Annotated in this window: 20 protein-coding genes; 6 read left to right on the forward strand and 14 right to left on the reverse strand. The window is 68.1% G+C overall.

Annotation, left to right across the window (positions count from 1 at the left end; genetic code table 11):
- Positions 1-271 precede the first annotated feature (271 nt).
- The 3 genes from JLDANKMP_RS14265 to ttcA are packed head-to-tail and all read right to left on the reverse strand — an operon-like array spanning position 272 to position 2,973.
- A complete protein-coding gene (locus JLDANKMP_RS14265; RefSeq protein ID WP_212561467.1) occupies positions 272-1,051 on the reverse strand; it encodes a SprT family zinc-dependent metalloprotease in 780 nt (259 codons plus the stop codon).
- A gap of 59 nt (positions 1,052-1,110) precedes the next feature.
- Positions 1,111-2,016 (reverse strand): recombination-associated protein RdgC, encoded by a 906-nt coding sequence (locus JLDANKMP_RS14270; RefSeq protein WP_005411825.1) that lies wholly within the window; start codon positions 2,014-2,016, stop codon positions 1,111-1,113.
- A 36-nt stretch (positions 2,017-2,052) separates the two neighbouring features.
- A complete protein-coding gene (ttcA, locus tag JLDANKMP_RS14275; RefSeq protein ID WP_171956739.1) occupies positions 2,053-2,973 on the reverse strand; it encodes a tRNA 2-thiocytidine(32) synthetase TtcA in 921 nt (306 codons plus the stop codon).
- Between the two features lie 90 nt (positions 2,974-3,063).
- Here ttcA and JLDANKMP_RS14280 point away from each other — a divergent pair, with 90 nt between their 5' ends.
- Positions 3,064-3,267 (forward strand): DUF465 domain-containing protein, encoded by a 204-nt coding sequence (locus tag JLDANKMP_RS14280; protein ID WP_005411823.1) that lies wholly within the window; start codon positions 3,064-3,066, stop codon positions 3,265-3,267.
- A gap of 88 nt (positions 3,268-3,355) precedes the next feature.
- On the opposite strand, the gene plsB is transcribed toward JLDANKMP_RS14280, so the two are convergent.
- The 4 genes from plsB to JLDANKMP_RS14300 form a co-directional block, all read right to left on the reverse strand.
- Positions 3,356-5,992: a glycerol-3-phosphate 1-O-acyltransferase PlsB gene (gene plsB / locus JLDANKMP_RS14285; RefSeq protein WP_005407500.1), complete on the reverse strand. Its 2,637-nt coding sequence runs from the start codon at positions 5,990-5,992 to the stop codon at positions 3,356-3,358.
- On the reverse strand, positions 5,992-6,945 hold the full coding sequence (locus JLDANKMP_RS14290) for a hypothetical protein (RefSeq protein WP_212561468.1): 954 nt from the start codon (positions 6,943-6,945) through the stop codon (positions 5,992-5,994). Before JLDANKMP_RS14290 ends, plsB begins: the two co-directional genes overlap by 1 nt.
- Before the next feature lie 424 nt (positions 6,946-7,369).
- Entirely contained in the window at positions 7,370-8,095 is a 726-nt protein-coding gene (gene pyrF, locus JLDANKMP_RS14295; protein ID WP_212561469.1) for an orotidine-5'-phosphate decarboxylase, read from the reverse strand.
- Entirely contained in the window at positions 8,092-9,015 is a 924-nt protein-coding gene (locus JLDANKMP_RS14300) for a 5'-nucleotidase, lipoprotein e(P4) family (RefSeq protein ID WP_005407497.1), read from the reverse strand. Before JLDANKMP_RS14300 ends, pyrF begins: the two co-directional genes overlap by 4 nt.
- 101 nt (positions 9,016-9,116) lie before the next feature.
- Here JLDANKMP_RS14300 and JLDANKMP_RS14305 point away from each other — a divergent pair, with 101 nt between their 5' ends.
- Positions 9,117-9,770, forward strand: a complete 654-nt coding sequence (locus JLDANKMP_RS14305; RefSeq protein WP_005411818.1) for a DUF480 domain-containing protein — start codon at positions 9,117-9,119, stop codon at positions 9,768-9,770.
- 78 nt (positions 9,771-9,848) lie between these two features.
- Here JLDANKMP_RS14305 and JLDANKMP_RS14310 read toward each other — a convergent pair whose 3' ends face one another.
- On the reverse strand, positions 9,849-10,373 hold the full coding sequence (locus tag JLDANKMP_RS14310; protein WP_005407495.1) for a GNAT family N-acetyltransferase: 525 nt from the start codon (positions 10,371-10,373) through the stop codon (positions 9,849-9,851).
- A 260-nt stretch (positions 10,374-10,633) separates the two neighbouring features.
- Positions 10,634-12,610: a UvrD-helicase domain-containing protein gene (locus tag JLDANKMP_RS14315; RefSeq protein ID WP_049449740.1), complete on the reverse strand. Its 1,977-nt coding sequence runs from the start codon at positions 12,608-12,610 to the stop codon at positions 10,634-10,636.
- A 99-nt stretch (positions 12,611-12,709) separates the two neighbouring features.
- Between JLDANKMP_RS14315 and JLDANKMP_RS14320 the strand changes: the two genes are divergently transcribed.
- Genes JLDANKMP_RS14320 through JLDANKMP_RS14330 form a run of 3 tightly spaced genes read left to right on the forward strand, consistent with a single transcriptional unit; the run spans position 12,710 to position 14,840 of the window.
- On the forward strand, positions 12,710-13,438 hold the full coding sequence (locus JLDANKMP_RS14320; RefSeq protein WP_049418736.1) for an SEL1-like repeat protein: 729 nt from the start codon (positions 12,710-12,712) through the stop codon (positions 13,436-13,438).
- Between the two features lie 40 nt (positions 13,439-13,478).
- Complete coding sequence (locus JLDANKMP_RS14325) at positions 13,479-14,210, forward strand: sel1 repeat family protein (protein WP_212561470.1); 732 nt, start codon at positions 13,479-13,481, stop codon at positions 14,208-14,210.
- 9 nt (positions 14,211-14,219) lie between these two features.
- Positions 14,220-14,840 carry a thymidine kinase gene (locus JLDANKMP_RS14330; RefSeq protein WP_033833540.1) on the forward strand — a complete coding sequence of 207 codons (621 nt, stop codon included), beginning with the start codon at positions 14,220-14,222 and terminating at the stop codon, positions 14,838-14,840.
- Positions 14,841-15,382: 542 nt separating this feature from the next.
- Here JLDANKMP_RS14330 and JLDANKMP_RS14335 read toward each other — a convergent pair.
- The 4 genes from JLDANKMP_RS14335 to JLDANKMP_RS14350 form a co-directional block, all read right to left on the reverse strand.
- Positions 15,383-16,987 (reverse strand): glucan biosynthesis protein D, encoded by a 1,605-nt coding sequence (locus JLDANKMP_RS14335; RefSeq protein ID WP_012478684.1) that lies wholly within the window; start codon positions 16,985-16,987, stop codon positions 15,383-15,385.
- A 106-nt stretch (positions 16,988-17,093) separates the two neighbouring features.
- Positions 17,094-17,906, reverse strand: coding sequence for a bifunctional DNA-formamidopyrimidine glycosylase/DNA-(apurinic or apyrimidinic site) lyase (gene mutM / locus JLDANKMP_RS14340; protein WP_005407488.1), 813 nt, complete (start codon positions 17,904-17,906; stop codon positions 17,094-17,096).
- Between the two features lie 19 nt (positions 17,907-17,925).
- Positions 17,926-18,258 carry an EF-hand domain-containing protein gene (locus JLDANKMP_RS14345; protein ID WP_212561471.1) on the reverse strand — a complete coding sequence of 111 codons (333 nt, stop codon included), beginning with the start codon at positions 18,256-18,258 and terminating at the stop codon, positions 17,926-17,928.
- Positions 18,255-19,457 (reverse strand): fatty acid desaturase, encoded by a 1,203-nt coding sequence (locus JLDANKMP_RS14350; protein ID WP_212561472.1) that lies wholly within the window; start codon positions 19,455-19,457, stop codon positions 18,255-18,257. The genes JLDANKMP_RS14345 and JLDANKMP_RS14350 overlap by 4 nt, the downstream gene beginning before the upstream one ends.
- Positions 19,458-19,644: 187 nt before the next feature.
- On the opposite strand from JLDANKMP_RS14350, the gene JLDANKMP_RS14355 reads away from it, so the two are divergent.
- Positions 19,645-20,430, forward strand: coding sequence for an ATP-binding cassette domain-containing protein (locus JLDANKMP_RS14355; RefSeq protein ID WP_249336939.1), 786 nt, complete (start codon positions 19,645-19,647; stop codon positions 20,428-20,430).
- 183 nt (positions 20,431-20,613) lie between these two features.
- Here the strand turns inward: JLDANKMP_RS14355 and JLDANKMP_RS14360 are convergent, their stop codons facing one another.
- Complete coding sequence (locus tag JLDANKMP_RS14360; RefSeq protein ID WP_212561474.1) at positions 20,614-21,816, reverse strand: DUF4785 domain-containing protein; 1,203 nt, start codon at positions 21,814-21,816, stop codon at positions 20,614-20,616.
- Between the last annotated feature and the right edge of the window lie 7 nt (positions 21,817-21,823).

Raw genomic sequence — 21,823 nt, forward strand, 5'->3', positions numbered from 1 at the left:
TGCGCAACCCACCCCGCCCGGCCACGGACAGATTCCGGTGTGCCCACCACGGAAGAAAGAAAAGAAGAGCAGGAGCGGGTCGCGCGCTGCGCGCGCTCCATGGCGCGTTGCCAGGGCGGGGAATGCTCATCCTCTGCGCAGACTCTGTGCAGCGTCGGGCCTGCCCGACTGCCCAGCCCACTCTCTGGAGGAAAGCCCCTTCTGTTGAAGGGGCGCGCCGAAGGCGGGGGTAGAGGAAGAATGCGCGGGCAACTGCTGTAGCGCCCGCGCGCTACAGCAGTTGCCGCAGCATCGCCTTCAGTCGGCGCCCTTCGAGCTGGAAGTAATCGCGCTGTTCGCGCCAGGCGGGGAAGCGCTGTTCCACTTCGTGCCAGAACGCGGGCGAGTGGTTGGGCTGGATCAGGTGGCAGAGCTCGTGCACCAGCACGTACTCGAACGCCTCAGGGCGGCCCAGTACCAGCGCCAGGTCCAGTGCCATGCTGCCATCGGGGGCAAGCGAGCCCCATTGCGAGGACATCACCTTCAATCGCAGGCGGCTGGGTGCGCGCGGCAGTGTGGGCAGGTACTTCGGCAGCCAGCGGCCGACGTCGGCGCGGGTCTGGGCTTCGTAGAATTCGCGCAGCAGGCGACGCAGGGTGGCGTCACCACCACGTGTCGGCCACTGCACGCAGGCACCATGCGCGTCGATCTCCAGGCGCGCGTAGCGGCCTTCCTGCCAGCGCAGCGGCAACAGTTCGCCGCGCAGGGGCAGCACGCCGTCTTCGCCCGGCTGCAGCGGTGCCGGCAGGCCATGGCCCTGGTACTGGCGCAGCTGCAGTGCCAGCCAGTCGCGGTGCTGTTCCAGGAAGCGTTCGCCCATCACCAGGCTTGCGCGCGGCGGCAGGGTCAGGCGCGCGCCGCGTTCGTCCACGCTCAGCTTGATGCGGCGCGCACGCGGATCGCGCACGCGCAGTACCTCGATCTCGGCATCCTCCAGGCGCAGGCGAACGGTGTCGCGCTGTACGGTGGCGGGCGGGGTCGGGCTGATCAGGCGGCGCAGCAGACGGCTCATGCGCCCAGCATAGCGCCGCTTCGGGCCACCGGATGACCGGCGGCCGTCGGGCTGCCTGTTCAGTCAGCCTTGCTGAGCTTGAAGGCTTCTTCCAGCAACAGGAACAGACGGCGGATCTCGGCGCTCTGCAGGGCGAAGCGGGCGTCGAACTCGGCGCGGCGGCCGTCTTCGTCGGCATGCTCCAGCTGGTCCAGGGCACCGTCGAGGAACTTCAGCTTGCGCACGATCAGGTCGTCGCCGATGACGAAGGACAGGTTGTCCTCGAAGATCAGCGCCAGCTTGGTCACCTGCTTGCCGGCATCCAGGTGCTTGTCGATCTCGTCGCAGCGCAGTTCCTGGTGCTGGCACTTGACCACCGCGCCGCCTTCCACCGGGTCCTTCATCTCGCACTCTTCGCCCAGGCTCAGCCCGGTCGGCAGCGGCTCGCCGGCGATCCAGCCGGTCAGGATCGAACGCGGCGCGACTTCGGCGTTCAGCGGCATCGCCGGGAAGCTGCCGAGCAGGCCGCGGATGTCGGACATGAAGTACTCGCCGGTCTTGCGGCTGGAGGTATCCACCGCCACGTAACCGTGCTGCAGGTCGATGAAGGCGTCGTTGCGCGAGGACTTCACGAAGGCGCGCGGCAGCAGTTCATGCAGCAGGTCGTCCTTCATCCGCTTGCGCTCGCGGCCACCCGGGCGGCGGCCTTCCTTCTCCTCGATTTCCTCCAGCTTGCGCTCGAGCAGGTCGTTGACCACCGCCGCCGGCAGGATCTTGTCCTCGCCGCCCACGGTCAACCACAGGTGTTCGGCGATGCGGTGGGAGAGCAGTTCCTTCTCCTCGCGGCCGAACGGCGAGATGAAACCGCGCGAATTCATTTCCAGTGCGCCGACCGGCTTCAGCAGGGCGTGCGGCAGCAGCGTGTCGACTTCGGAAAAATCGGTGGTGGTCGGGAAACGGAAGAACGTCAGGTTGCGAAAGAACATGGAATTCCGGATGGCAAAGAGGAAGGGCGACCGACCTTAAACGGTGGGCGTCTCGGGATCTGCGTCGGCGTCGGCCGGGGAACCGGCCAGCCAGGCATGCGCGTCAGGCAGCGGCGCGTCGTCGCGACGGCCCAGCGCCATGAAGTCGAACAGGGTGGTGTCGGCCAGCTGCGAGGGCCGGACTTCGCCCATGGCGCGCGCGATCTGCTCGATGCGGCCCGGGTGGTCCTTCTCCCACTGCTTCAGCATCAGGCCGACCTGGCGGCGCTGCAGGTTCTCCTGGCTGCCGCACAGGTTGCAGGGAATGATCGGGAACTGGCGTGCCTGCGCGTAGTCGACGATGTCGCTCTCGCGCACGTAGGCCAGCGGCCGGATCACCACATGCTTGCCGTCATCGCTGCGCAGCTTCGGCGGCATGCCCGACAGCTTGGCGTGGTGGAACAGGTTCATGAAGAACGTGGCCACCATGTCGTCGCGGTGGTGGCCCAGCGCGATCTTGGTGAAGCCGTGGGTCTCGGCGTAGTTGTACAGCGCACCACGACGCAGGCGCGAGCACAGCGAACACATGGTCTTGCCTTCCGGGATGACCCGGCTGACCACCGAATAGGTGTCCTGCTCGATGATGTGGTACGGCACGCCCAGCCCGGCCAGGTACTCCGGCAGCACGTGCTCGGGGAAGTCCGGCTGCTTCTGGTCCAGGTTCACCGCCACCAGCTCGAACGGCACCGGCGCCTTCTTCTGCAGCTGCAGCAGCACGTCCAGCAAGGTGTAGCTGTCCTTGCCGCCGGACAGGCAGACCATCACCTTGTCGCCGGCCTCGATCATGCCGAAGTCGGCAATCGCCTCGCCGACCTGGCGGCGCAGGCGCTTGGCCAGCTTGTGCTGCTCGCGCTCGGCCACGCGCGGATCGCGGGCGGCGCGCGGCTGGGGATCAGGGAGGGAAATCACGGCACTCATGGGCTCCATTCTAACGGCTCGGAGCGGCCACGGCCGGGGGTCGGGATTCCCCTCTCCCGGCGGTCATCATCGCTGTGTATCCTCGAAGCCGTGGATACCTACGACCCCGCCGAGATTGTCGAACGCCTCGCCGCCCTGCGCGCCGAGCACCGCCTGCTGGATGAACAGATCACCCGCATGGCCGCCAACGGCGAGGACGAGCTGGAATCCAAGCGCCTGAAGCGGCGCAAGCTGCAGTTGAAGGACTGCATCGCCAGGCTGGAAAGCCTGCAGATTCCCGACGAACCGGCCTAAGGACCGTCCTGGTGGGTGCCAACCTTGGTTGGCACGGCTGGAAGGTGTGGACCAAGGTCCACACCCGCCGCAGGACCCGGCGCTGCCTTCAATCCTGCGGCGCCGGCTCGTCCGGGCGCGCTGCTTCCGGGCTGACCCGTTCGATGGTGTGACGCAGCTCGCGGCCGAGGATGAACTTGGCGTCCTTGGCCCAGGCATCCAGGCGCTCGTCGAACAGCAGCTTGCTGTTCTCGTCCGGCCACACCAGGCGCAGTTCGCGCAGCTTCTGGATGAAGCCGCGGAACAGGGTGCGGTCGAAGAACTCCGGCGCGGCCGGTGCATAGAGCAGGCTCAGACGCTGCGCCGCCTGCTGGCACAGGCTTTCCAGCTCGGCCGCACCCAGCACGCCCGGGCCGTTCTTCACCAGCACCGAAATGGCGATGTAGTAGCGCTCGAAGGCCTGCTGCAGCGAGTGGCCGATCGCACGCAGGCGGAACACCTCGTCGGTCTGCCCGGTGTTGCGCGCCAGGATGCCGCCGTCGTCGTCATTGACGTTCTGCAGCAGGCCCTCACGCACGAACACGTTGATGGTCTGGTCGATGCGCTGTGCGAATTCGTCTTCGCTCCACGGCAGGAACAGCTCGGCCTGCAGGAACGGGTACACCGTGCGGCCCAGCTGGACCAGGCCGGTACGGCTCATGCGGCGGTTGTTCTGGAAGCAGCAGGCCACCCACGACGAGGCGGTGAACAGGTGCAGCACGTTGTTGCGGAAGTAGCTGAGCAGCACCGCGGTATCGCCGCTGACGCTGAGCACGTCGCCCAGCGGGTGCTTGATGCGGGTGAGGACGTTGATTTCCTCGGCGTGGGCGATGATCCGCTCCGGCGAGTGCGGGGTCACCGTCACCCGGTCCGAATACGGCATCTCGACCAGCAGCGTCTTGCACAGCTCGATCTGCGCGATCAGGTCGGCCTCGCCCATCGCGTGCTTCGGCGTGGACAGCAGGGCCAGCGCCAGCAGGTTGATCGGGTTGACGTCGGCAGCGCCGTTGATGCGCACCTGGATGCGTTCGGCCAGCGTATCCACCGTGGTCGACAGCCAGGCTGGCTTCTCGTCCTCGGACACCGCCTCGCCCTTCCACTCCGGCGCCTTCTCGGCCAGTACGTCGTTCAGTGCGATCGGTTCGCCGAAGTTCACCACCACCTGGCCGTAGTTCTGCTTGAGCACCTTCGGGATGCCCCACAGCAGCGACCAGATCGATTCCTTTTCCTTCGGCCGGCCGGACAGTTCGTCCAGGTAGCTGCCGCCTTCCATCAGCTTCTCGTAGCCGATGTAGATGGGCTGGAACAGCACCGGCTTGCGCGGCTGGCGCAGGAACGCACGCAGCGTCATCGAGATCATGCCGCCCTTGGGCTGCAGCAGTCGGCCGGTACGCGAGCGGCCGCCTTCGACGAAGTACTCCAGCGAGTAGCCGCCGGCCACCAGCTGCGCGACGTACTCACTGAGCACCGCCGAGTACAGCGCGTTGCCACGGATCGAGCGGCGGATGAAGAACGCACCGCCCTTGCGCAGCAGGGTACCGACCACCGGCAGGTTCAGGTTGATGCCGGCCACGATGTGCGGCGGCACGATGCCACGGTCGTACAGCAGGTAGGACAGCAGCAGGTAGTCCATGTGGCTGCGGTGGCTGGGCACGTAGACCACTTCGTGGCCCGGCGCGGCGGCCTTGAACTTGTCCAGGTGGTGCACCAGCACGCCCGCATAGATGCGGTTCCACACGTGGCTGAGCATGAAGCTGGCCGAGCGCACCACCGGGCTGGAATAGTCCGCGGCGATTTCCCAGGCGTAGGCGTGTGCCTTCTTCCAGGCATCGGCCGTCTTCGAATTGTCGCGCTTGGCCTGCGCGGCGATCGCTTCGCGCACCGGTTCGGCGGCCAGCACCTGGTCCACCAGCAGGCGACGGGTCGACAGGTCGGGGCCGATCACCGATTCACGGATGCGGCGGAAATGGGTGCGCAGCACGCGCTGCAGCTTGCGTACCGTGCGTTCCGGCTCCAGGCCTTCGTCGATGATGGAACGCAGCGAGATCGGCGGCGCGAAGCGGACGATGGTGCTGCGGCCATTGAGCAGCACCGCCAGCAGGCGGCGGAAGCGGCCGACCAGCGCCCAGTTTTCCGAGAACAGCACCGCGAACCAGCCGCTCTGCTTGTCCGGCGCGCGGCCGACGAAGATCGACACCGGCACCAGGTGCACGTCCAGGTCATCGCGCACGCGATGTGCCTGCAGGACCTTGGCCAGCGAGTCGGAATGGGTCTTGGCACCGCGCTGCTCGGGGATCAGCGAATTGCTGGAGCTGCGCCGCGACAGCGCCAGGTAGGCGCGCTTGCGGCCGGTCGGGTCACCGGCCAGCGGCACCAGCGGCGACGGCAGGCCGGCCTGGCGGCAGGCCTTGTCCAGGATCAGCGCGTTGGACAGGCCGTAGTCTTCCAGCACGTACATGACCGGGCGGCCATCGTTGTACTGGCCCGGGTCTTCCGGCTCGATCTTCAGCGACAGCCACGGCTCGACCAGGCGGCCCAGCAACCGTGCCCACAGTGGGCGTCGGCCGGCCGGACGCGCGTGCGCGGGCGGCGGTACCGGGTTCGGGCCGGTACCGGTCGAGGGGGACGCCGGCACCGTATCGGCGGGCGTCGACTGGGATTCTTCGCCGGGGAACGGCAGCGGGTTCTGTTTCGACATCGGCGCCATTATGGCTTAGGCGGCGGCGTTGCCGCTTCCCCGCCCTCGGCGGGGGCTTCAGCCGGTGACGGCGGCGCAGCGGCGCGGGCCGCATCGGCCTTGCGCAGCAGGGCGTCGGTATCGGCCAGGGTGCGGGTCAGGTACCAATGGCCTTCGCGGCGGCTCAGCGGCAGCTGCAGGCTCATCTCGCGACCGGCGAGGTCGTAGCGCAGGCGTACCAGGGCGTTGTCACCTTCCACCGACAGCAGTTCGCCGCGCACGCTGCGCAACGCGTCGTCCACGCCCAGCCCGTAGCTGCCCAGCACCGCCTTGAGGGTGTGGATGAACGGCGCCAGCTGCGCCAGGCTGCCTTCCATGCCCGCGGCCTGCAGGCCGGCTTCGTCGTCGAAACCGACCTTGTTGGCGGCGCCGACCAGCGCGGCGATGGTGCTGCGTGCACGGGCCCGGTCACTGATCGGGGCACCCTGCGCCCAGCTGGCCAGGGTTTCGACCAGGGCGATGTAATGCGCCTGTTGGCCAGGCGTATAGCCCTTCTGGTGGCGCAGGTACTGCACACCGAAGTTGCCCATCGATTGCGCGGCCTGGCGAACCGCGCCGGCCTGTCCGGCCAGCTGGCGATCGAAGCTGCGCTGCAGTTCGGCGCTGGCGTTGGGCTTGCGCAGTGCGGCCAGCATCGGCAGCAGCTGGTCGCCCAGCGGCAGTTCGGTCAGCGGCCACTGGCTGTGGCCTTCGGTCCAGGCCTGTTGCAGGCGCTGGTACTGGCTGGGCGGCACCGACAGCTTTGCATAGCCGACCAGATCGTCCTCGGCCAGGCGCAGCGCCATGGCCTGCACCGCCGCGACCGGCTCGGCCGCCGGCTTGGCCGGGTCCTGAGCCGATTCACGACACGCCGCCACGGCCAGCAGCAGCATGGCTGCCAGCCCCCATCCACGCGCAGACCTTCCTCGCACTGCCACGCTCATGCACTCGGACTCCCCGGACCGGCCCGCATCTTGCGGCCTGTGACGTGACAGCGGCAAGCCGGGACGTCACGGTTTCCGCTGTTGCTTGTGCAAGTCACTGATGGGAATAAAAAAAGAGCCGGGATCACGGGGATCACAGGCTCTTCAAACCGGCGCAGGGCCGGTGGACAGTGTTGTGGCACATGTCCGGTCCGAGGACCGGATGGCGGCGATCCTACGCTGCCGCTCAAGTTAAGGCAACACTTCACGTAGTGCGGACTAAATTGTTGATTTTATTGATCGTCCTGATGCCTGGCATGGAGGCCATGAAATCTACGGCAGGTTTTGCGGCGATTCGGGCACAACCGCTCGGTGGACGGATGCAGAAACGCCATCCCGCGCGGGTCGGGATGGCGTTCGGGCCTGCGGCATGCGCAACGGAATCTCAGCGCGCAGCCAGCGCCGACGCGATTTCCTGCTGGATGGCCCGCGCCGCGGCCTGCGGATCGGTGGCCAGGCGGATCGGGCGACCAACCACGATGGCATCGGCGCCATCGGCAAAGGCCTGGGCCACGCCAACGGTACGCTTCTGGTCATCGCCGACCGGGCCACCGGGGCGGATGCCCGGGCAGACGATCGAGAACCCGGCGCCGGTAGCGGCGCGGATCGGGCCGGCTTCCTGGCCCGAGGCGATCACGCCATCGATACCGGCCGCCTGCGCGGCCAGCGCGCGTTCGACCACTACGTCCACCGGTTCACGGTCGATGCCCATCTGCGCCAGGTCCGGGCGGCCCATCGAGGTCAGCACGGTCACCGCCAGCAGGCGCATGTCGCTGCTGTTGGCGGCGGCGCAGGCTTCCATCATCGCCGGGTGCCAGCCGTGGATGGTGGCGTAGCTGACCGGCCACTGCGACAGGCGCTTGATCACCGCCGCGGCAGTGGCCGGGATATCGAAGAACTTCAGGTCGACGAACACGCGCTTGTCGCGGCGGGCCAGCTCGTCCAGCACCTGGAAGTACTCGCCCGACGCCAGCAGTTCCATGCCGATCTTGTAGAACGCCACGCTGTCGCCAAGGCGGTCGACCCACTCCAGCGCCCGCGCGCGGTCAGGCACGTCCAGCGCGAAGATCAGGCGCTCGTCATCGCGCAGCGGCAGCGGCGCGCGGCTCACGGCGCGTAGTCCAGGGCAGCGCGCTTGGCGTCGTGGCGGGCCTGGCGCGACTGGCTGTAGTCATTGTTGAACTGCGCCGGCTCGAAACCGCCGTAGGTCGGGTTCGGCAGCATCCACCAGCGCTCGCCGAACCAGTCGTGGTACTGCTGCAGCAGGGCGTCACGGCCGTCGTTGGTGTTGGCGGTCACTTCCACGAAGTCGCCCAGCTGGTCGCCGAACTGCATCAGCACGCGGTACTTCTGCCCGGCCAGGCGGCGGCGGCAGTTCTTCTCGCTGCCGGCCTGCTCGCAGCCTTCGACCACGGTGCCCAGGCCCAGGAACACGCTGTCATCGGCCACCGGCAGGCCCTGCTCGCGCAGGTTGGCCAGGGTCGCGTCCTTCAGGTGCACGGCGCGGTTGGAGATGTACAGCAGGGTTACGCCCTTGGCGTTGGCGGCCTTGGCGAAATCGACCACGCCCGGAATGGCCTTGGCCTTCTTTTCGGCCACCCACTGGTCCCAGCTCAGCTCGTCGTATTCCTTGCCGTCGCGCACCAGGCGCGCCTGGTAGGGCGAGTTGTCCAGCACGGTCTCATCCACGTCCAGCACCACGGCCGGCTTCAGGCCCTTGGCCTCGTTGCCGCGTTCCTCCGGCACCAGCGCATCCCAGTGGGCTTCCTTCAGCGCGGCGTCCAGGTGGTCGGCGGCGGCGCGGTAGGTCTGCTCGGTGATTGCCTTGTACTCCTGCGCGCGCTGCATCCACAGCACGGCGTTGAGATTGTCGTTGGCGGTCGCATCAAGCGCGCCATCAGCCTTGGCAGCGGCGGCCGGGGCCTCCGGGGCAGCGGCTTCGGCAGCAGGCGCATCCACGCGCTTGCAGGCGGACAGGCCCAGCGCCGCAGTGGCGAGCAGGGTCAGGGACAGGGAAACGGGACGACGCATGGATTCACCGGCAATCAGATATACCGGCGCATTTTACCGGCAAAGGCGGCCCCGGGACGGCTATGCTTGGCGGTTGACCCGTTGCCCTTCCGGAGGCCGCCATGACCGATTCCGTCCAGACCCCCGACGTCCCCCTGCTCGACGCCGTGCAGGCCCGCCTGCTGGGCTGCCTGGTGGAAAAGGAGGCGACCACGCCGGACACCTATCCACTGACGGTCAATGCCGCCCAGTCGGCTGCCAACCAGAAGACTGCCCGCGAGCCGGTGATGAACATCGATGCCGGCAGCGTGCAGCACGCGCTGCGCCAGCTGGAGGCGTTGGGCCTGGCCCGCCAGCACTTCTCCTCGCGCGCGGACCGCTACGAGCACCGCCTGCAGGCCGCGCTGGACCTGACCCGGCAGCAGACCGTGCTGCTGGCGCTGCTGCTGCTGCGTGGGCCGCAGACCCTGGGCGAACTGATCACGCGCAGCGAGCGCCTGCACCGCTTCGCCGACGCCGATGAAGCCCGCCACGCCATCGAACGCCTGCAGCAGCGCGCGCTGCTGGTGGTGCTGCCGCGCGCCAGTGGGCAGCGCGAAGACCGCTACATGCACCTGCTGTGCGGTGAAGTGGACGGTGCAGCGCTGGCGGCCAGGTACGCCAGCAGCGGCGGTGGCAGCAGCGATGCAGCCGACCCGGGCCTGGCCGAGCGCGTGGCCCAGCTGGAAGCGGCCGTGGCCGAGCTGCAGGCGCAGCTGGCCGAACTGCGCGGCTGAGGGGGTGGGTACCGACCGTTGGTCGGCACTGCATCTGAATCGTGCCGACCAACGGTCGGCACCTACCAACATCAGGGGTCAGACCTGCGCCGCACCCGGCGTGGCATACAACCGGCTCGGGCTGTCCACGCCCGGCAGCTGGATCACCCCCCGCTCCTGCATGCCCAACCCCAGCAGGATCTTCCCGGACACCACGTTGTCCAGATCGGTGATGCCATACAGATCCTGCAGGCCCAGCCCAGCGCGCGCATGCGCGAACACTGCCCGCGCCGCCTCACCGGCATAGCCCTGCCCGGCGAATTCCGACAGCACCGCATAGCCGATGTCCGGACCCGGCAGCCCATCACGCCGTACCAGTCCGGCATTGCCCAGCCAGGCACCATCGGACAACCGCTCGATGGCATACATGCCAAAGCCATTCAACGCATAGCTGTGCAGCACACGCAGCGCGATGTAGTCCCGCGCCTGCTCCTCACTGCGCACATTGCGGTCGCCAATGAAGCGCACGAAGCCCGGATCATTCAACAGCGCCAGCATCGGCGCCGCATCGCGGTCAGGTTCAATCGCACGCAGGCGCAGGCGTTCACTCTCGATCGGTTGCACAGGTCGACCTCCAGCCGAAACCCCGATTCTGCCTCAAGCCCGGCTGCTGCTTTTGATTTTCTTTTTCTTTTCCGTGGCTGGCGCGCACGGAAACTGTCAGAGGCCGGGCGGGTGGGCTGGGCGGGGCCGTCCGCGGCATGGATGCCGCGGCCGAGCCCCCATGGATGGGTTTACGGCGTGTCCCGACCGGCCCACCCGCCCGGCCCCCCACGAGTGCATTGCGAACGGCGCCAACCACGAGGGGCTGCGCCGTTCGCCGATCAGTCGAACAACGCCTCGATCGCCGCCAACCCCGCACTCGCCCGTTCCTTCTTGCGCGCCGCATCGGCCACCGGATCAGCGCCATCACGCTGGATCTCCTCGGCCGGGATCTCATCGAAGAACCGGCTCGGCTTCAGCCGCACATGCTCACCGAACTTGCGCGTCAGCTTGCTGTAACTCATCCACAGCTGGATCTTGGCGCGGGTGATGCCCACGTACAGCAGCCGCCGCTCTTCCTGCAGGTTGCCCTCGTCCAGGCTGACCTGGTGGGGCAGCACGCCATCCTCGCAGCCAACGATGAACACGTACGGGAATTCCAGGCCCTTGGAGGCGTGCATGGTCATCATGCGCACCTGGTTGCCACCCTCGTCCTTGTCGCTGCGTGACAGCAGCGCCAGCTGGCCGGCCAGGTCAGCGGCAGTGGCGCCGCGCGGGCCGCCCTCGAACCACTGCGCCAGCTCCTCGATGTTGTTGGCGCGGCGCTGGTAGCTGGCCTCTTCCTTGGCCTGCTGGCGCAGTTCACTGAGCAGGCCGGATTCCTTGGCGACCTTGCGGATCATGTCGCCGGAACTGATCTGCCGCATCTGCGCGCGCAGGTCGCGCAGGATGTCGGTGAAGCGCGCCAGGCTGTTGGCTGCGCGCGGCGGCAGTTGCTGCAGGGCACCGATCGCCTCGGCAGCCTGTGCCATCGGCATGTCCTTTTCCTGCGCCAGTTCGGCCAGCCTGGCCAGCGTGCCGGCACCGACGTCACGCTTGGGCGACTGCACCGCCCGCATGAACGCGGTGTCGTCGTCCGGGTTCACCAGCAACCGCAGCCATGCCAGCGTGTCCTTCACTTCCTGGCGCTCCAGGAACATGGTGCCGCCGGTCAGGTGGTAGGGAATGCGCAGCAGCTGCATCGCCTTTTCCAGCGGGCGCGACTGGAAGTTGCCGCGGAACAGGATGCAGAAATCACTCCATGGCACGTTGCGCGACTGCGCCACGAAGGCGATCTCGGCCGCGACCTTTTCCGCCTCGTGTTCGCTGTTGCGGCATTCCCATACGCGGATGCGTTCGCCGTCGGCCTGGTCGCTCCACAGCTTCTTCAGGTGCTCATGCGGGTTGTTGGCGATCAGCGCATTGGCGGCGCGCAGCACGCGGTTGGAGCAGCGGTAGTTCTGCTCCAGCTTGATGATTTCCAGCGCAGGGTAGTCGCGCCCCATCTGCTGCAGGTTTTCCGGGTTGGCACCGCGCCAGGCGTAGATCGACTGGTCATCGTCACCCACGCAGGTGAAGTTGCCCTTGTCACCGGCCAGCTGCTTGAGCAGGCGGTACTGCGCGTCGTTGGTATCCTGGCATTCGTCCACCAGCAGGTAGCCGATGCGCTCGCGCCAGGCCAGCGCGATCTCCGGATTTTCCTCCAGGATCTGCACCGGCAAACGGATCAGGTCATCGAAGTCGACCGCGTTGAACGCCGTCAGGCGCAGCTGGTAGCGCTCGTAGACGCTGGCCGCTTCCTTCTCGCGGTTGCTGCGCGCGGCGGCCATCGCCTGCTCGGGCGACAGGCCGGCGTTCTTGGCGCGCGACACCAGGTTCTTCATGTCCTCGATGTCGTCGGGCTTGGCCCCGTACATCAGGTCCTTGATCTGCGCAGCGGCATCATCGGCATCGAAGATCGAGAAGCCACGCTTCAGGCCCACGGCCGCGTGTTCGATCTGCAGGAACTTCAGGCCCAGCGCATGGAAGGTGCAGATGGTCACCTCGTCGGCGTCCTGCTCGCGCAGGCGCTTGGCCACACGCTCGCGCATTTCCTTGGCCGACTTGTTGGTGAAGGTGATCGCTGCGATGCGGCGTGCCGGATAGCGGCCGCTGCCGATCAGGTGGGCGATCTTTTCCACGATCACGCGCGTCTTGCCGCTGCCCGCGCCGGCGAGCACCAGCAACGGACCTTCGATATGCAGGACGGCGGCGGCTTGAGGGGGATTGAGACCGTGCATGGGAATGGGATTGTAGCGGGGCCGCAGCGGGCGGACCTGACTTGCATGCACGCCGTTCCTAAGCTATTGATTCGCCACCGGAGCACTGGAGCCAGGTGCATGCGCCCGACCGCCTCTGCCGCCCTGCTGGGCACCCTGCTGTTGCTGCTGGCGCCGTTGGCTGCCCGCAGTGCGGACTGCGCGCCCGATGCTGGCGCATCGTTGCGGTCGGCGCTGATGACCCCGGGCTTCCTGCAGGCTCATCCTGACCTGCACTGGCGCGAGCTGGGCCTGCAGTCGTGGCGCCAGGGCCGGCCCGATCATGCGCTGGTGCGTTTCAAGCGGGCGGCCGCGCACGCCGACAAGCTGTCGCAGTCGCTGGTCGCGCGCATGTACCAGGAAGGCACAGGTACCGCCCCTGATCCGGTGCTGGCCTACATCTGGATGGACCTGGCCGCCGAACGCGGCTACCGCGACCTGCTGCTGGAGCGCGAGCGCTACTGGAACCGCCTGGATGCCGCGCAGCGGCAACGGGTGCTCGCCGAAGGGCCGGCGCTGTATGCGGCCTACGGCGATGCCACGGCCAAGCCGCGCATGGAGGCTGCCATGCGCGTGGACCGCAGCGGCATGACCGGCAGCCGGACCGGCTGGGTCAGCTCGATGCTGCAGGTGGAACTGTCCGACGGCCCCGAAGCCGGCTGGCCGACCCGTGGCGATGACTATTATCGGGATGCGTACTGGGACCCTGCAGCGTACTGGTGCATGCAGGACCGCATCTGGGAACAGGAGTTCCGCGGCCGCAGCGTCGAGGTCGGCCCACTCAGCCCCGTGGAAGGCGCGGGGCGCTGACGTTCGTGTTCCATGGTCATTGCCAGGAGGGCGATCAAGTATGAAAGCGAAGCACGCTCCACGCTTCTGCCTGCTGCTGGGCCTGTCGATGGCCGCTGCCGTGACCGCCAGGGAATGCCCGGTGGAGGCCCCGCGGCAGATCCCGCCAACCGTCCTGACCGGAGGCTTCTTCGATGCCCATCCGGACCTGTTCTGGCGCAGCATGGCCCAGCGGGCCGAACGGGACAGGCAGCCCGCCAGGGCGCTGGACTACTACAAGCGTTCGGCGCGCTACGCCGACAAGTTCTCCCAGGCCATGGTGGCGCGGCTGTACCAGGACGGCGTCGGTACCCGGGCCGATCCGGTGATGGCCTACATCTGGATGGACCTGGCCGCCGAGCGCATGTATCACGACTTCCTGGTGCTGCGGGAGCACTACTGGGCACGCCTGGACGCACTGCAGCAGGCACAGGCGATCGAGCGCGGCCAGCAGGTCTATGCCGACTATGGCGACCGCGTGGCCAAGCCTCGCATGGAGCGCGCCCTCAGGGACGGCCGCCAGCAGATCACCGGCAGCCGCCTCGGGTACGTGAGCTCCGGCCTGATCGTCGTCCAGCGCCGCGGCAACGAGCAGGGCATCGTGACGCCGGGCAGCATCGTCTACGACAACGACTACTGGCGCGCCGCCGACTACTGGTGCCTGCAGGACAACTACTGGCGCCCCGCGCTGACCCCCAGCGTCGAGATAGGACGGCCGGACACGGTCCGCGACGACAAGGCGGTGGACGACTAGAATTGGGCGATGGCCAAGCTCTATTTCTACTATTCGGCGATGAACGCCGGCAAGACCACGACCCTGCTGCAGAGCGCGCACAACTACCGCGAACGCGGCATGCGGGTGGCGATCCTGACCCCGCGCCTGGATGATCGTGCCGGCGCCGGCGTGGTGGCCTCGCGTATCGGCCTGCGTGCGGACGGCATGGCCTTCGACCGTGACACCGACCTGCAGCACTGGGTCGAACAGGACCTGGCCGCCAACGGCCCGATGGGCTGCGTGCTGGTGGACGAAGCGCAGTTCCTCACGCGCGCCCAGGTCTGGCAGCTCAGCGAGGTGGTCGACCAGCTGCGCATTCCGGTGCTGTGCTACGGCCTGCGCACCGATTTCCGCGGCGAGCTGTTCGAGGGCAGCCAGTACCTGCTGGCCTGGGCCGACGAGATGCAGGAGATCAAGACCATCTGCCACAGCGGGAAGAAGGCGACGATGACCGTGCGCGTGGACGAACATGGCCATGCGGTGCAGGACGGCCCGCAGGTGGAGATCGGTGGCAACGACCGCTACGTGTCGGTCAGCCGTGCCGAGTTCAAGAAGATCACCCGCGGTGAAGGGCGGATCGATCCGGCGCAGGCGCCCCTGCCGCTGTAAGGGGGGTCTTGTGCAGGGCTTGCAGCCCTGCACCCGCGGTAGTGCCGGCCGCTGGCCGGCAACAGCAACAGCAAGAGCTGGCATTGCGTGTGATGGCGGGCCGGTGTGGGTGGGCAGGACACGCCGTAAACCCGTCCATGGGGGCTCGATGGCGCCATCCATGGCGCCAACGGTCCTGCCCACCCACACCGCCCCACCTCTGACAGTTTCACGCGGCTGCTGGTGGGTGCCGACCGTTGGTCGGCACATCTGTCAGATATCGACACTCATCTATCGAAATTCATCTGGGGTCAGAGCCCGTTGCGCAGCAACGGGATCCGACCCCGTGCTCCGACAGATCGCGGAGGTCTGTCGAAGGCGGGGTGGGTCCGGTGGCGGGAGTGTCCGCGGCATGGATGCCGCGGCCAAGCCCCCATGGACGGGTTTACGGCGTCTCCCGCCACCGGACCCACCCCGCCTCCCCACAGGAAACCAGCTTCTGCCGTTGCTTCGGCTCTGGCCTCTGCAGGTACAGGGCTGCAAGCCCTGCAATCCCAAACCACTCAGTACAGCGTGCGCTCCGGCGCACCCGCCGGCGGCGGGGTGTACTGGTACAGCCAGGTCTCGGTCAGGGTCTTGCCGCCACTGCGCAGGAACAGGCGGATGTCGATCTGCTCGGTACTGCCCTCCGGCGGCACCAGGTCGAACATCGCGCGGTAGCCATTGATCTCGCGCAGCGGACGCGCCGACACGATCTCGACCCGGCCGCGGCTGGCTTCCACCACCGCCTCGACCTCGCCCTTGTCGATCAGCCTGGCCAGCTCGCCACCTTCGAAGTCCACCGCGAAGCGCCAGCTGAAGTACTCGCGCTTCTTGCCGACCACGCCACCCAGGCCGGTGCGGCTGGCCACGCAGTGCGCCAGCGGCGGCCGTGCCGGTGGTTCGGCACCCCAGTACAGGCGGTAGCCAACCAGCAGTTCCTGGCCCGGCTGCGGTTTTTCCTTGGGGTTCCAGAACGCCACGATGTTGTCGAAGGTTTCGTCCACGGTGGGGATCTCCACCAGCTGCACCGAGCCCTCGCCCCACTCGCCTTTCGGCTCCACCCACAGGCACGGGCGCTTCTCGTAGAACACGCCGTCGTCCTGGTAATGGTCGAAGTTGCGGTCGCGCTGCAGCAGGCCGAAGCCGCGCGGGTTGCGGTCGACGAACATGTTGAAGCGCAGGTTGCGCGGGTTCAGCAGCGGCCTCCAGATCCACTCGCCGGCACCGGTCCACAGCGACAGGCCGTCGGTGTCGTGGATCTCCGGGCGCCAGTCCCAGGCCATGCGGCGGTCGTTCTCACCCACCTGGTACATGCTGGTGCACGGGGCGATGCCCAACCGCTCGATCGCCTTGCGCGGGTACAGCGCGCTATCGATGTCCATCAGCAGCACGTCGCCATTGGTGATCGCGAAGCGATAGGCGCCGGCCACGCTGGGCGAATCCAGCAGGCCGTAGACCACGATCGTGTCCGAATCAGCCGAGGGTTGTTCCAGGTAATAGGCGATGAAGTCCGGGAATTCCTCCGGCTTGCCCATGCCGGTATCGATTGCCAGACCACGCGCGGACTGGCCGTACTGGCCTTCCTTGCCGACCGCGCGGAAGTAGCTGGCGCCGAGGAAGGCGGCGAAATCGCGATCGGTGTCCTTGCGGGTGTTCAGGCGGAAACCGGCGAAGCCGAGATCGGCCGGCAGCTCGCCGTCCTTGATGCCGCTCTTGCCGTAGTTGAAGGCCGCGCCGTCATAGGCCAGCTCCTGCGCCTTGCCGTCGACCACGTCGAACATGCGCACCGGCGAATGGAAGTACAGGCCCAGGTGGAAGAACTTGGCCTGGAACTTGCCCGGCTGGTCGGCCCACAGCGCATGGTCCTGGCGGTAACCGATCGACTGGTACTGGTCCCAGTCCAGCCCTTCCAGGCGGCCCGGCAGCACCCGCTTGTGGCTCTTGTAGGGCGCCTGTGCCAGCGCGCGCGCCTGGCCCTTCAGGGTGGCGAAGTCGAACGGCTGCGGTTGGCCGAGGCGGCGCAGGCCCATCTGGCCGCTCCTGCTGGCCGCGCACGCGGGCAGGGACGGCAGGCCGAATGCAGCCAGGGCGAGGGAGGCATTGCGGATGAAGTCGCGTCGTTGCATGCAGGCGCGTCAGGCACAGAGGGGAAGGTCGGCCATCATAGGCAGACAAACGTTAACGGGCAGCGGAGACGTGCCCTGCCCGTTCAGCTGCCGCTGGCCGCCCGCCTCAGCGCTGGCAGTGGCTGCACCAGACGCTGGCGCGCTGGCCGATGGTGGCGTGCTTCAGCGCGCGGCCACAGTTCGGGCAGGGCAGCCCGTCACGGCCGTACACCAGCAGTTCCTGCTCGAAGTAACCCGGCGCGCCATCGGGGCTGATGAAGTCACGCAGGGTGGTGCCACCACGGGTGATGGCGTAGCCGAGGATCTCCTTCACCGCATCGGCCAGCCGCTGGTAGCGCTCGCGCGAGATTTTCCCGGCCTCGCGCAGCGGACTGATGCCGGCCTTGAACAGGCTCTCGGCGGCGTAGATGTTGCCCACGCCCACCACCACCGCCTGGTCCATCAGGAAGGTCTTCACCGGCGCGCTGCGGCCACGGCTGCGGGCGAACAGGTAGTCCCCGTCGAAGGCATCGTCCAGCGGCTCCGGGCCCAGCCCCTGCAGCAGCGGGTGGACTTCGCCGGCCGGCTGCCACAGCAAGCTGCCGAAGCGGCGCGGGTCGTTGAAGCGCAACAGGCGGCCGTTGTCCAGGCTGATATCCACATGGTCGTGCGCGCGCAGCGGGGTATCGCCGGGCAGCACACGCAGGCTGCCGGACATGCCCAGGTGCAGCACGGCGCTGCCGATGGCGGTGTCCAGCAGCAGGTACTTGGCGCGACGGCGGATGTCCTCGATGCGCTGCCCCGGCAGCAGCTCGGCCACTTCCGGCGGAATCGGCCAGCGCAGGTCGGCGCGGCGCAGGATCACGCCGTGCACGCGGCGGCCCTGCAGGTGCGGCGCCAGGCCGCGGCGGGTGGTTTCGACTTCGGGCAGTTCAGGCATGAACCGATTCTACGCCCGCTCAGCGTGGCGGCGCCGCCAGTTCACGGGCATCCAGGACACCATCACCGTTGGCATCCTGCTTATGGAAGCGCTGCACGATCACCTGCCGCTGCTGCTCGCGGCGGATCGCCCTGCCCTTGCCACCGGGCAGCTCCTCGGCGCTCAGCACGCCATCGCCATTGCGGTCCATGCGGTCGAAGGCATACAGCATCCACTGCACGTACTCGGCTTCGCTGACCTTGCCGTCGCCATCGCTGTCCATCCGCTGCAGGTAGCTGGCGGTATCGGTGACCTGGGCCAGCGCCGCGCCTGGCAGCAGCGCGGCCAACACAAGCCCATACCCTGCCCTCACGCACCCACCAGGCTGTAGCCCTTCAATCGCGCAGCGTAGGCCTGCAGCGCCGCGATTCCGCTTTCCTCGGCCTCGCGGCACCAGGCCTGCAGCTGGTGCAGGCGCTCGGCGGCATCGTGGCCGCGGGCCTCGAGCAGCGCCGCCAATCGCGCGCGGTACTCGACCAGGGTGCGGATGCGCGGGCGCTGTGCCACCCATTCGCTGAGCTGGGCACGACTGTCCGGCTTCAGCCAGCGGCCATCGTTGACCAGGCCACGGCGCAGCCGGCGCGGCAGCAGGCGCCGCAGCTTGGCCCCGGCCTGTGCTGCTTCCTCTCGCAGGGCCGGCATGAACACATTGCGCTGGTAGTCGGTCATTGCCTGGAAGCGGTGCGAGAGCAGCGCCTTCAGGGTTTCGGCATCGGGCACGGCGATGTTCGGGCGCACGTCCATGGCCGGTGCAACGCGAAGCACCTTGGCCAGGCGCAGCGCCTGCAGCAGGCGGATCGCACTCCAGCCGATGTCGAACTCCCAGCGCCGCATCGCGAAGCGCGCCGAGCTGGGGAAGGCATGGTGATTGTTGTGCAGCTCCTCACCACCGATCCAGAACCCCCACGGCGTCAGGTTCGTGGAGGTATCGGCCGATTCGTAGTTGCGGTAGCCCCACCAGTGGCCCAGGCCATTGACCACGCCGGCCGCCCAGAACGGGATCCATGCCATCTGGATCGCCCACAGGGCCACGCCGGGCAGGCCGAACAGCACGCTGTTGATCGCCAGCAGCAGCACCGGGCCCAGCGTGGCGTGCGGGGTATACAAATGGCGCTCGATCGCATCATCCGGGGTACCGCGCCCGTACTGATCGATGTCCGCGCGCATGCCGCGTGCCTCCCGGTACAGCTCCACGCCGTGCCAGAACACCTTGCCGATGCCGCGGGTGACCGGGCTGTGCGGGTCGTCCTCGGTCTCCACCTTGGCGTGGTGCTTGCGGTGGATGGCCACCCACTCGCGGGTGATCATCGAGGTGGTCAGCCACAGCCAGAAACGGAACACGTGGGCCAGCGCCGGGTGGAAATCGACGCCGCGATGGGCCTGGCTGCGGTGCAGGTACAGGGTCACCGAGAAGATGGTGATCTGGGTGAAGACCAGCAGCACGCCCAACATGGCCCACCAGCCGAGGCCGAGCACACCACCGGTCAACAGGGACATCAGGGCATCGGGCATGGCGGCTCTCCGTATCGACGCGGGGATGGCAGACATCATGGGCGCTTGCGTTGCAAACTGCATCCCTGCGGCGGTGATTGCCACCGTCATCCGTGGCACCGTTCACAGTTGGGGACCTGAGTTGTCGAGCCTTGATCCAAGCGCCAGCGCCGTGACCGCCGCCCCGCCCCTGGCGGAGCTGCCCCCCTTGATCGAACTGGACCGCGCCACCGTGGTGCGCGGCCAGGTGAAGGTGCTGCACGGGCTCAGCCTGCGCATCGCACAGGGCCAGCACACCGCCCTGCTCGGCCCCAACGGCTGCGGCAAGTCCACCTTCATCAAGCTGATCACCCGCGAACTGTATCCCCTTGCACAGGGAGACGGCTCGGTGGCGGTGAAGGTGCTGGGCCAGAACCGCTGGCAGGTGGACCGGCTGCGTTCGCAGCTGGGCATCGTCACCGGCGACCTCAGCAGCAACCTGGCCGACGTGCCCGGGCTGACCGTGGAACAGGCGGTGCTGTCCGGCTTCTTCGCCAGCTACGTGGTGCCGGCCTTCCGCGAAGTGACCGCCGACATGCGCACGCGCGTCGGCGAGACACTGGCGATGACCGGCGCCCTGTCCCTGCGCGAACGCGCCTATGCCGAGCTGTCGGCCGGCGAGACCCGCCGCGTGCTGATCGCCCGCGCGCTGGTCAATCGGCCGCAGGCACTGCTGCTGGACGAACCCTCCACCGGGCTGGACCTGGTCGCCCGCGAGCAGCTGGTGGCGACCATGCGGGTGCTCGCCCAGCAGGGCATCACCCTGGTGCTGGTGACTCACCACATCGAAGAGATCATTCCCGAGATCGAACGCGTGGTGCTGCTGCGCGACGGCCGTGTGCTGGCTGATGGCACCCGCGCCGAACTGCTGCGCAGCGCGCCGCTGTCGGCGGTGTTCGGTGGCGCGATCACCGTGTGCGAGCAGGAAGGCCGGCTGACCGCGTACGCGGGGTGAGGCGGAGCCCTCGGGGGAAACAAGGGGCCTGGAAACCGACAGGCCTGGGAGACCGACTCTACCCCGTCGTGGTGTCATTCCCGTCGTGATGTCATTCCCGCCGTCACGCCATTCCCGTCGCGATGCCATTCCGTCGCCATGCCGGTGCAGCGGGCCGGATGTTCCGGCCCGCCATTGCCCTGCTCAGAACCGCAACGCCAGTGCGCGTGACTCGATCGGTGCCATCCGGCTCTGATCCTGCAGCTGCAGGTCGCGCAGCTCGTACGGCGCGCCGAACCCAGCCGGCAATGCGGCCTGGTCGAACGGCAGCACCAGCTGGCCCGCGCCCGGACCGTCGAACCACGCGGCCGCGTGCGCCTGCGCCACCGGCTTCAGCTGGCCATCGCGGCCGGTGGCATACAACGTGCCACGCGCCTCGTAACGACCGGCGGCGGCCACCTGCAGCGGCAGCGCTACCTGGCGGCTGGACGGGTCCGGTGCCGCCTGGCCACTGAAGCGCGCAGTGGGCCGCGCCACCGCGAAGGCCACCTTGCCATCGCGCAGCACACCATCGGCCTGGGCGAACACCTGCAGTTCCCACAACCCCTGCGCAGTGCCGACATCGGCCGGGATCCGCACCTGCGCGCGCAGGCTGCCATCGGTGGTACGCAGCAGGCGCTGCGGCCAGCTGCGGCCATCGGGCGCGACCAGCAGGGCTTCACCGCCCAGGCCGCCACGACGCGAGGCCAGCTGCGCGGTGGTGGCGCCGTCTTCCAGCAGGCGTGCCTGCAACTGCACGTTGCCACCGGCCAGCACCTGCGCCTGGTTGGCCTGCACTTCCAGCCGCAGCGGGCTGTTCGGCTCCAGCACCTGCACCACGTAGCGGCCCTGTGCCTGCGCGCTCTGCAGCGTGTACGCACCGGCGGCACTGGTCGCGCCGGTGCGCAGCATGCTGCTGCCATCCCTCACCGGCATGCCGGCCTGCTGCAGCGCGCGCGCGTCGACACTGCGGGCCACGCTGCTGCGGCCCGCCGGGTCGCGCACTTGCAACGCATTCGCCGGCACTGCCCGCGCGCCTTCGGCCGGGCTCAGCTGGATCACCGCGTCGGGCGCCGTCAGCGGCAACTCCAGGCCGCGTTGCAGCTGCGCGCCATCGACCTGCTGCCAGTAGCTGCGGCTGACCGAGGCATACGGCGTAGCCGCCTGCAGCGATTGCGCCGGGTCCAAGGCCCAGGCGAAGGACAGCGGCGCGCGTTCGCTGTCATCGGCCGGCAACGGCGCGGCAACCAGCGCCGCGGGCACCTGATCGCCTGCGCGGACGGCCTGCAGCGGCTGCGCGGCCTGCGCTGCGGAAAGGGACAGTACTGCCAGCACGGCGCCGGCCAGCAGGGTGGATTGAATCGTCATGGTCGTC

Source organism: Stenotrophomonas sp. PE591, assembly GCF_018320795.1.
GTDB lineage: Bacteria > Pseudomonadota > Gammaproteobacteria > Xanthomonadales > Xanthomonadaceae > Stenotrophomonas > Stenotrophomonas maltophilia.

Bases quoted from the DNA above. Each gene is read 5' to 3' on its own strand.
- JLDANKMP_RS14290 (WP_212561468.1), bottom strand. From the start codon at position 6,945: ATGAGCGTGGCAGTGCGAGGAAGGTCTGCGCGTGGATGGGGGCTGGCA.
- JLDANKMP_RS14305 (WP_005411818.1), top strand. From the start codon at position 9,117: ATGACCGATTCCGTCCAGACCCCCGACGTCCCCCTGCTCGACGCCGTG.
- JLDANKMP_RS14330 (WP_033833540.1), top strand. From the start codon at position 14,220: ATGGCCAAGCTCTATTTCTACTATTCGGCGATGAACGCCGGCAAGACC.
- JLDANKMP_RS14320 (WP_049418736.1), top strand. From the start codon at position 12,710: ATGCGCCCGACCGCCTCTGCCGCCCTGCTGGGCACCCTGCTGTTGCTG.
- plsB (WP_005407500.1), bottom strand. From the start codon at position 5,992: ATGGCGCCGATGTCGAAACAGAACCCGCTGCCGTTCCCCGGCGAAGAA.
- JLDANKMP_RS14270 (WP_005411825.1), bottom strand. From the start codon at position 2,016: ATGTTCTTTCGCAACCTGACGTTCTTCCGTTTCCCGACCACCACCGAT.
- JLDANKMP_RS14335 (WP_012478684.1), bottom strand. From the start codon at position 16,987: ATGCAACGACGCGACTTCATCCGCAATGCCTCCCTCGCCCTGGCTGCA.
- mutM (WP_005407488.1), bottom strand. From the start codon at position 17,906: ATGCCTGAACTGCCCGAAGTCGAAACCACCCGCCGCGGCCTGGCGCCG.
- JLDANKMP_RS14350 (WP_212561472.1), bottom strand. From the start codon at position 19,457: ATGCCCGATGCCCTGATGTCCCTGTTGACCGGTGGTGTGCTCGGCCTC.
- JLDANKMP_RS14265 (WP_212561467.1), bottom strand. From the start codon at position 1,051: ATGAGCCGTCTGCTGCGCCGCCTGATCAGCCCGACCCCGCCCGCCACC.
- JLDANKMP_RS14315 (WP_049449740.1), bottom strand. From the start codon at position 12,610: ATGCACGGTCTCAATCCCCCTCAAGCCGCCGCCGTCCTGCATATCGAA.
- JLDANKMP_RS14325 (WP_212561470.1), top strand. From the start codon at position 13,479: ATGAAAGCGAAGCACGCTCCACGCTTCTGCCTGCTGCTGGGCCTGTCG.
- JLDANKMP_RS14300 (WP_005407497.1), bottom strand. From the start codon at position 9,015: ATGCGTCGTCCCGTTTCCCTGTCCCTGACCCTGCTCGCCACTGCGGCG.
- JLDANKMP_RS14360 (WP_212561474.1), bottom strand. From the start codon at position 21,816: ATGACGATTCAATCCACCCTGCTGGCCGGCGCCGTGCTGGCAGTACTG.
- ttcA (WP_171956739.1), bottom strand. From the start codon at position 2,973: ATGAGTGCCGTGATTTCCCTCCCTGATCCCCAGCCGCGCGCCGCCCGC.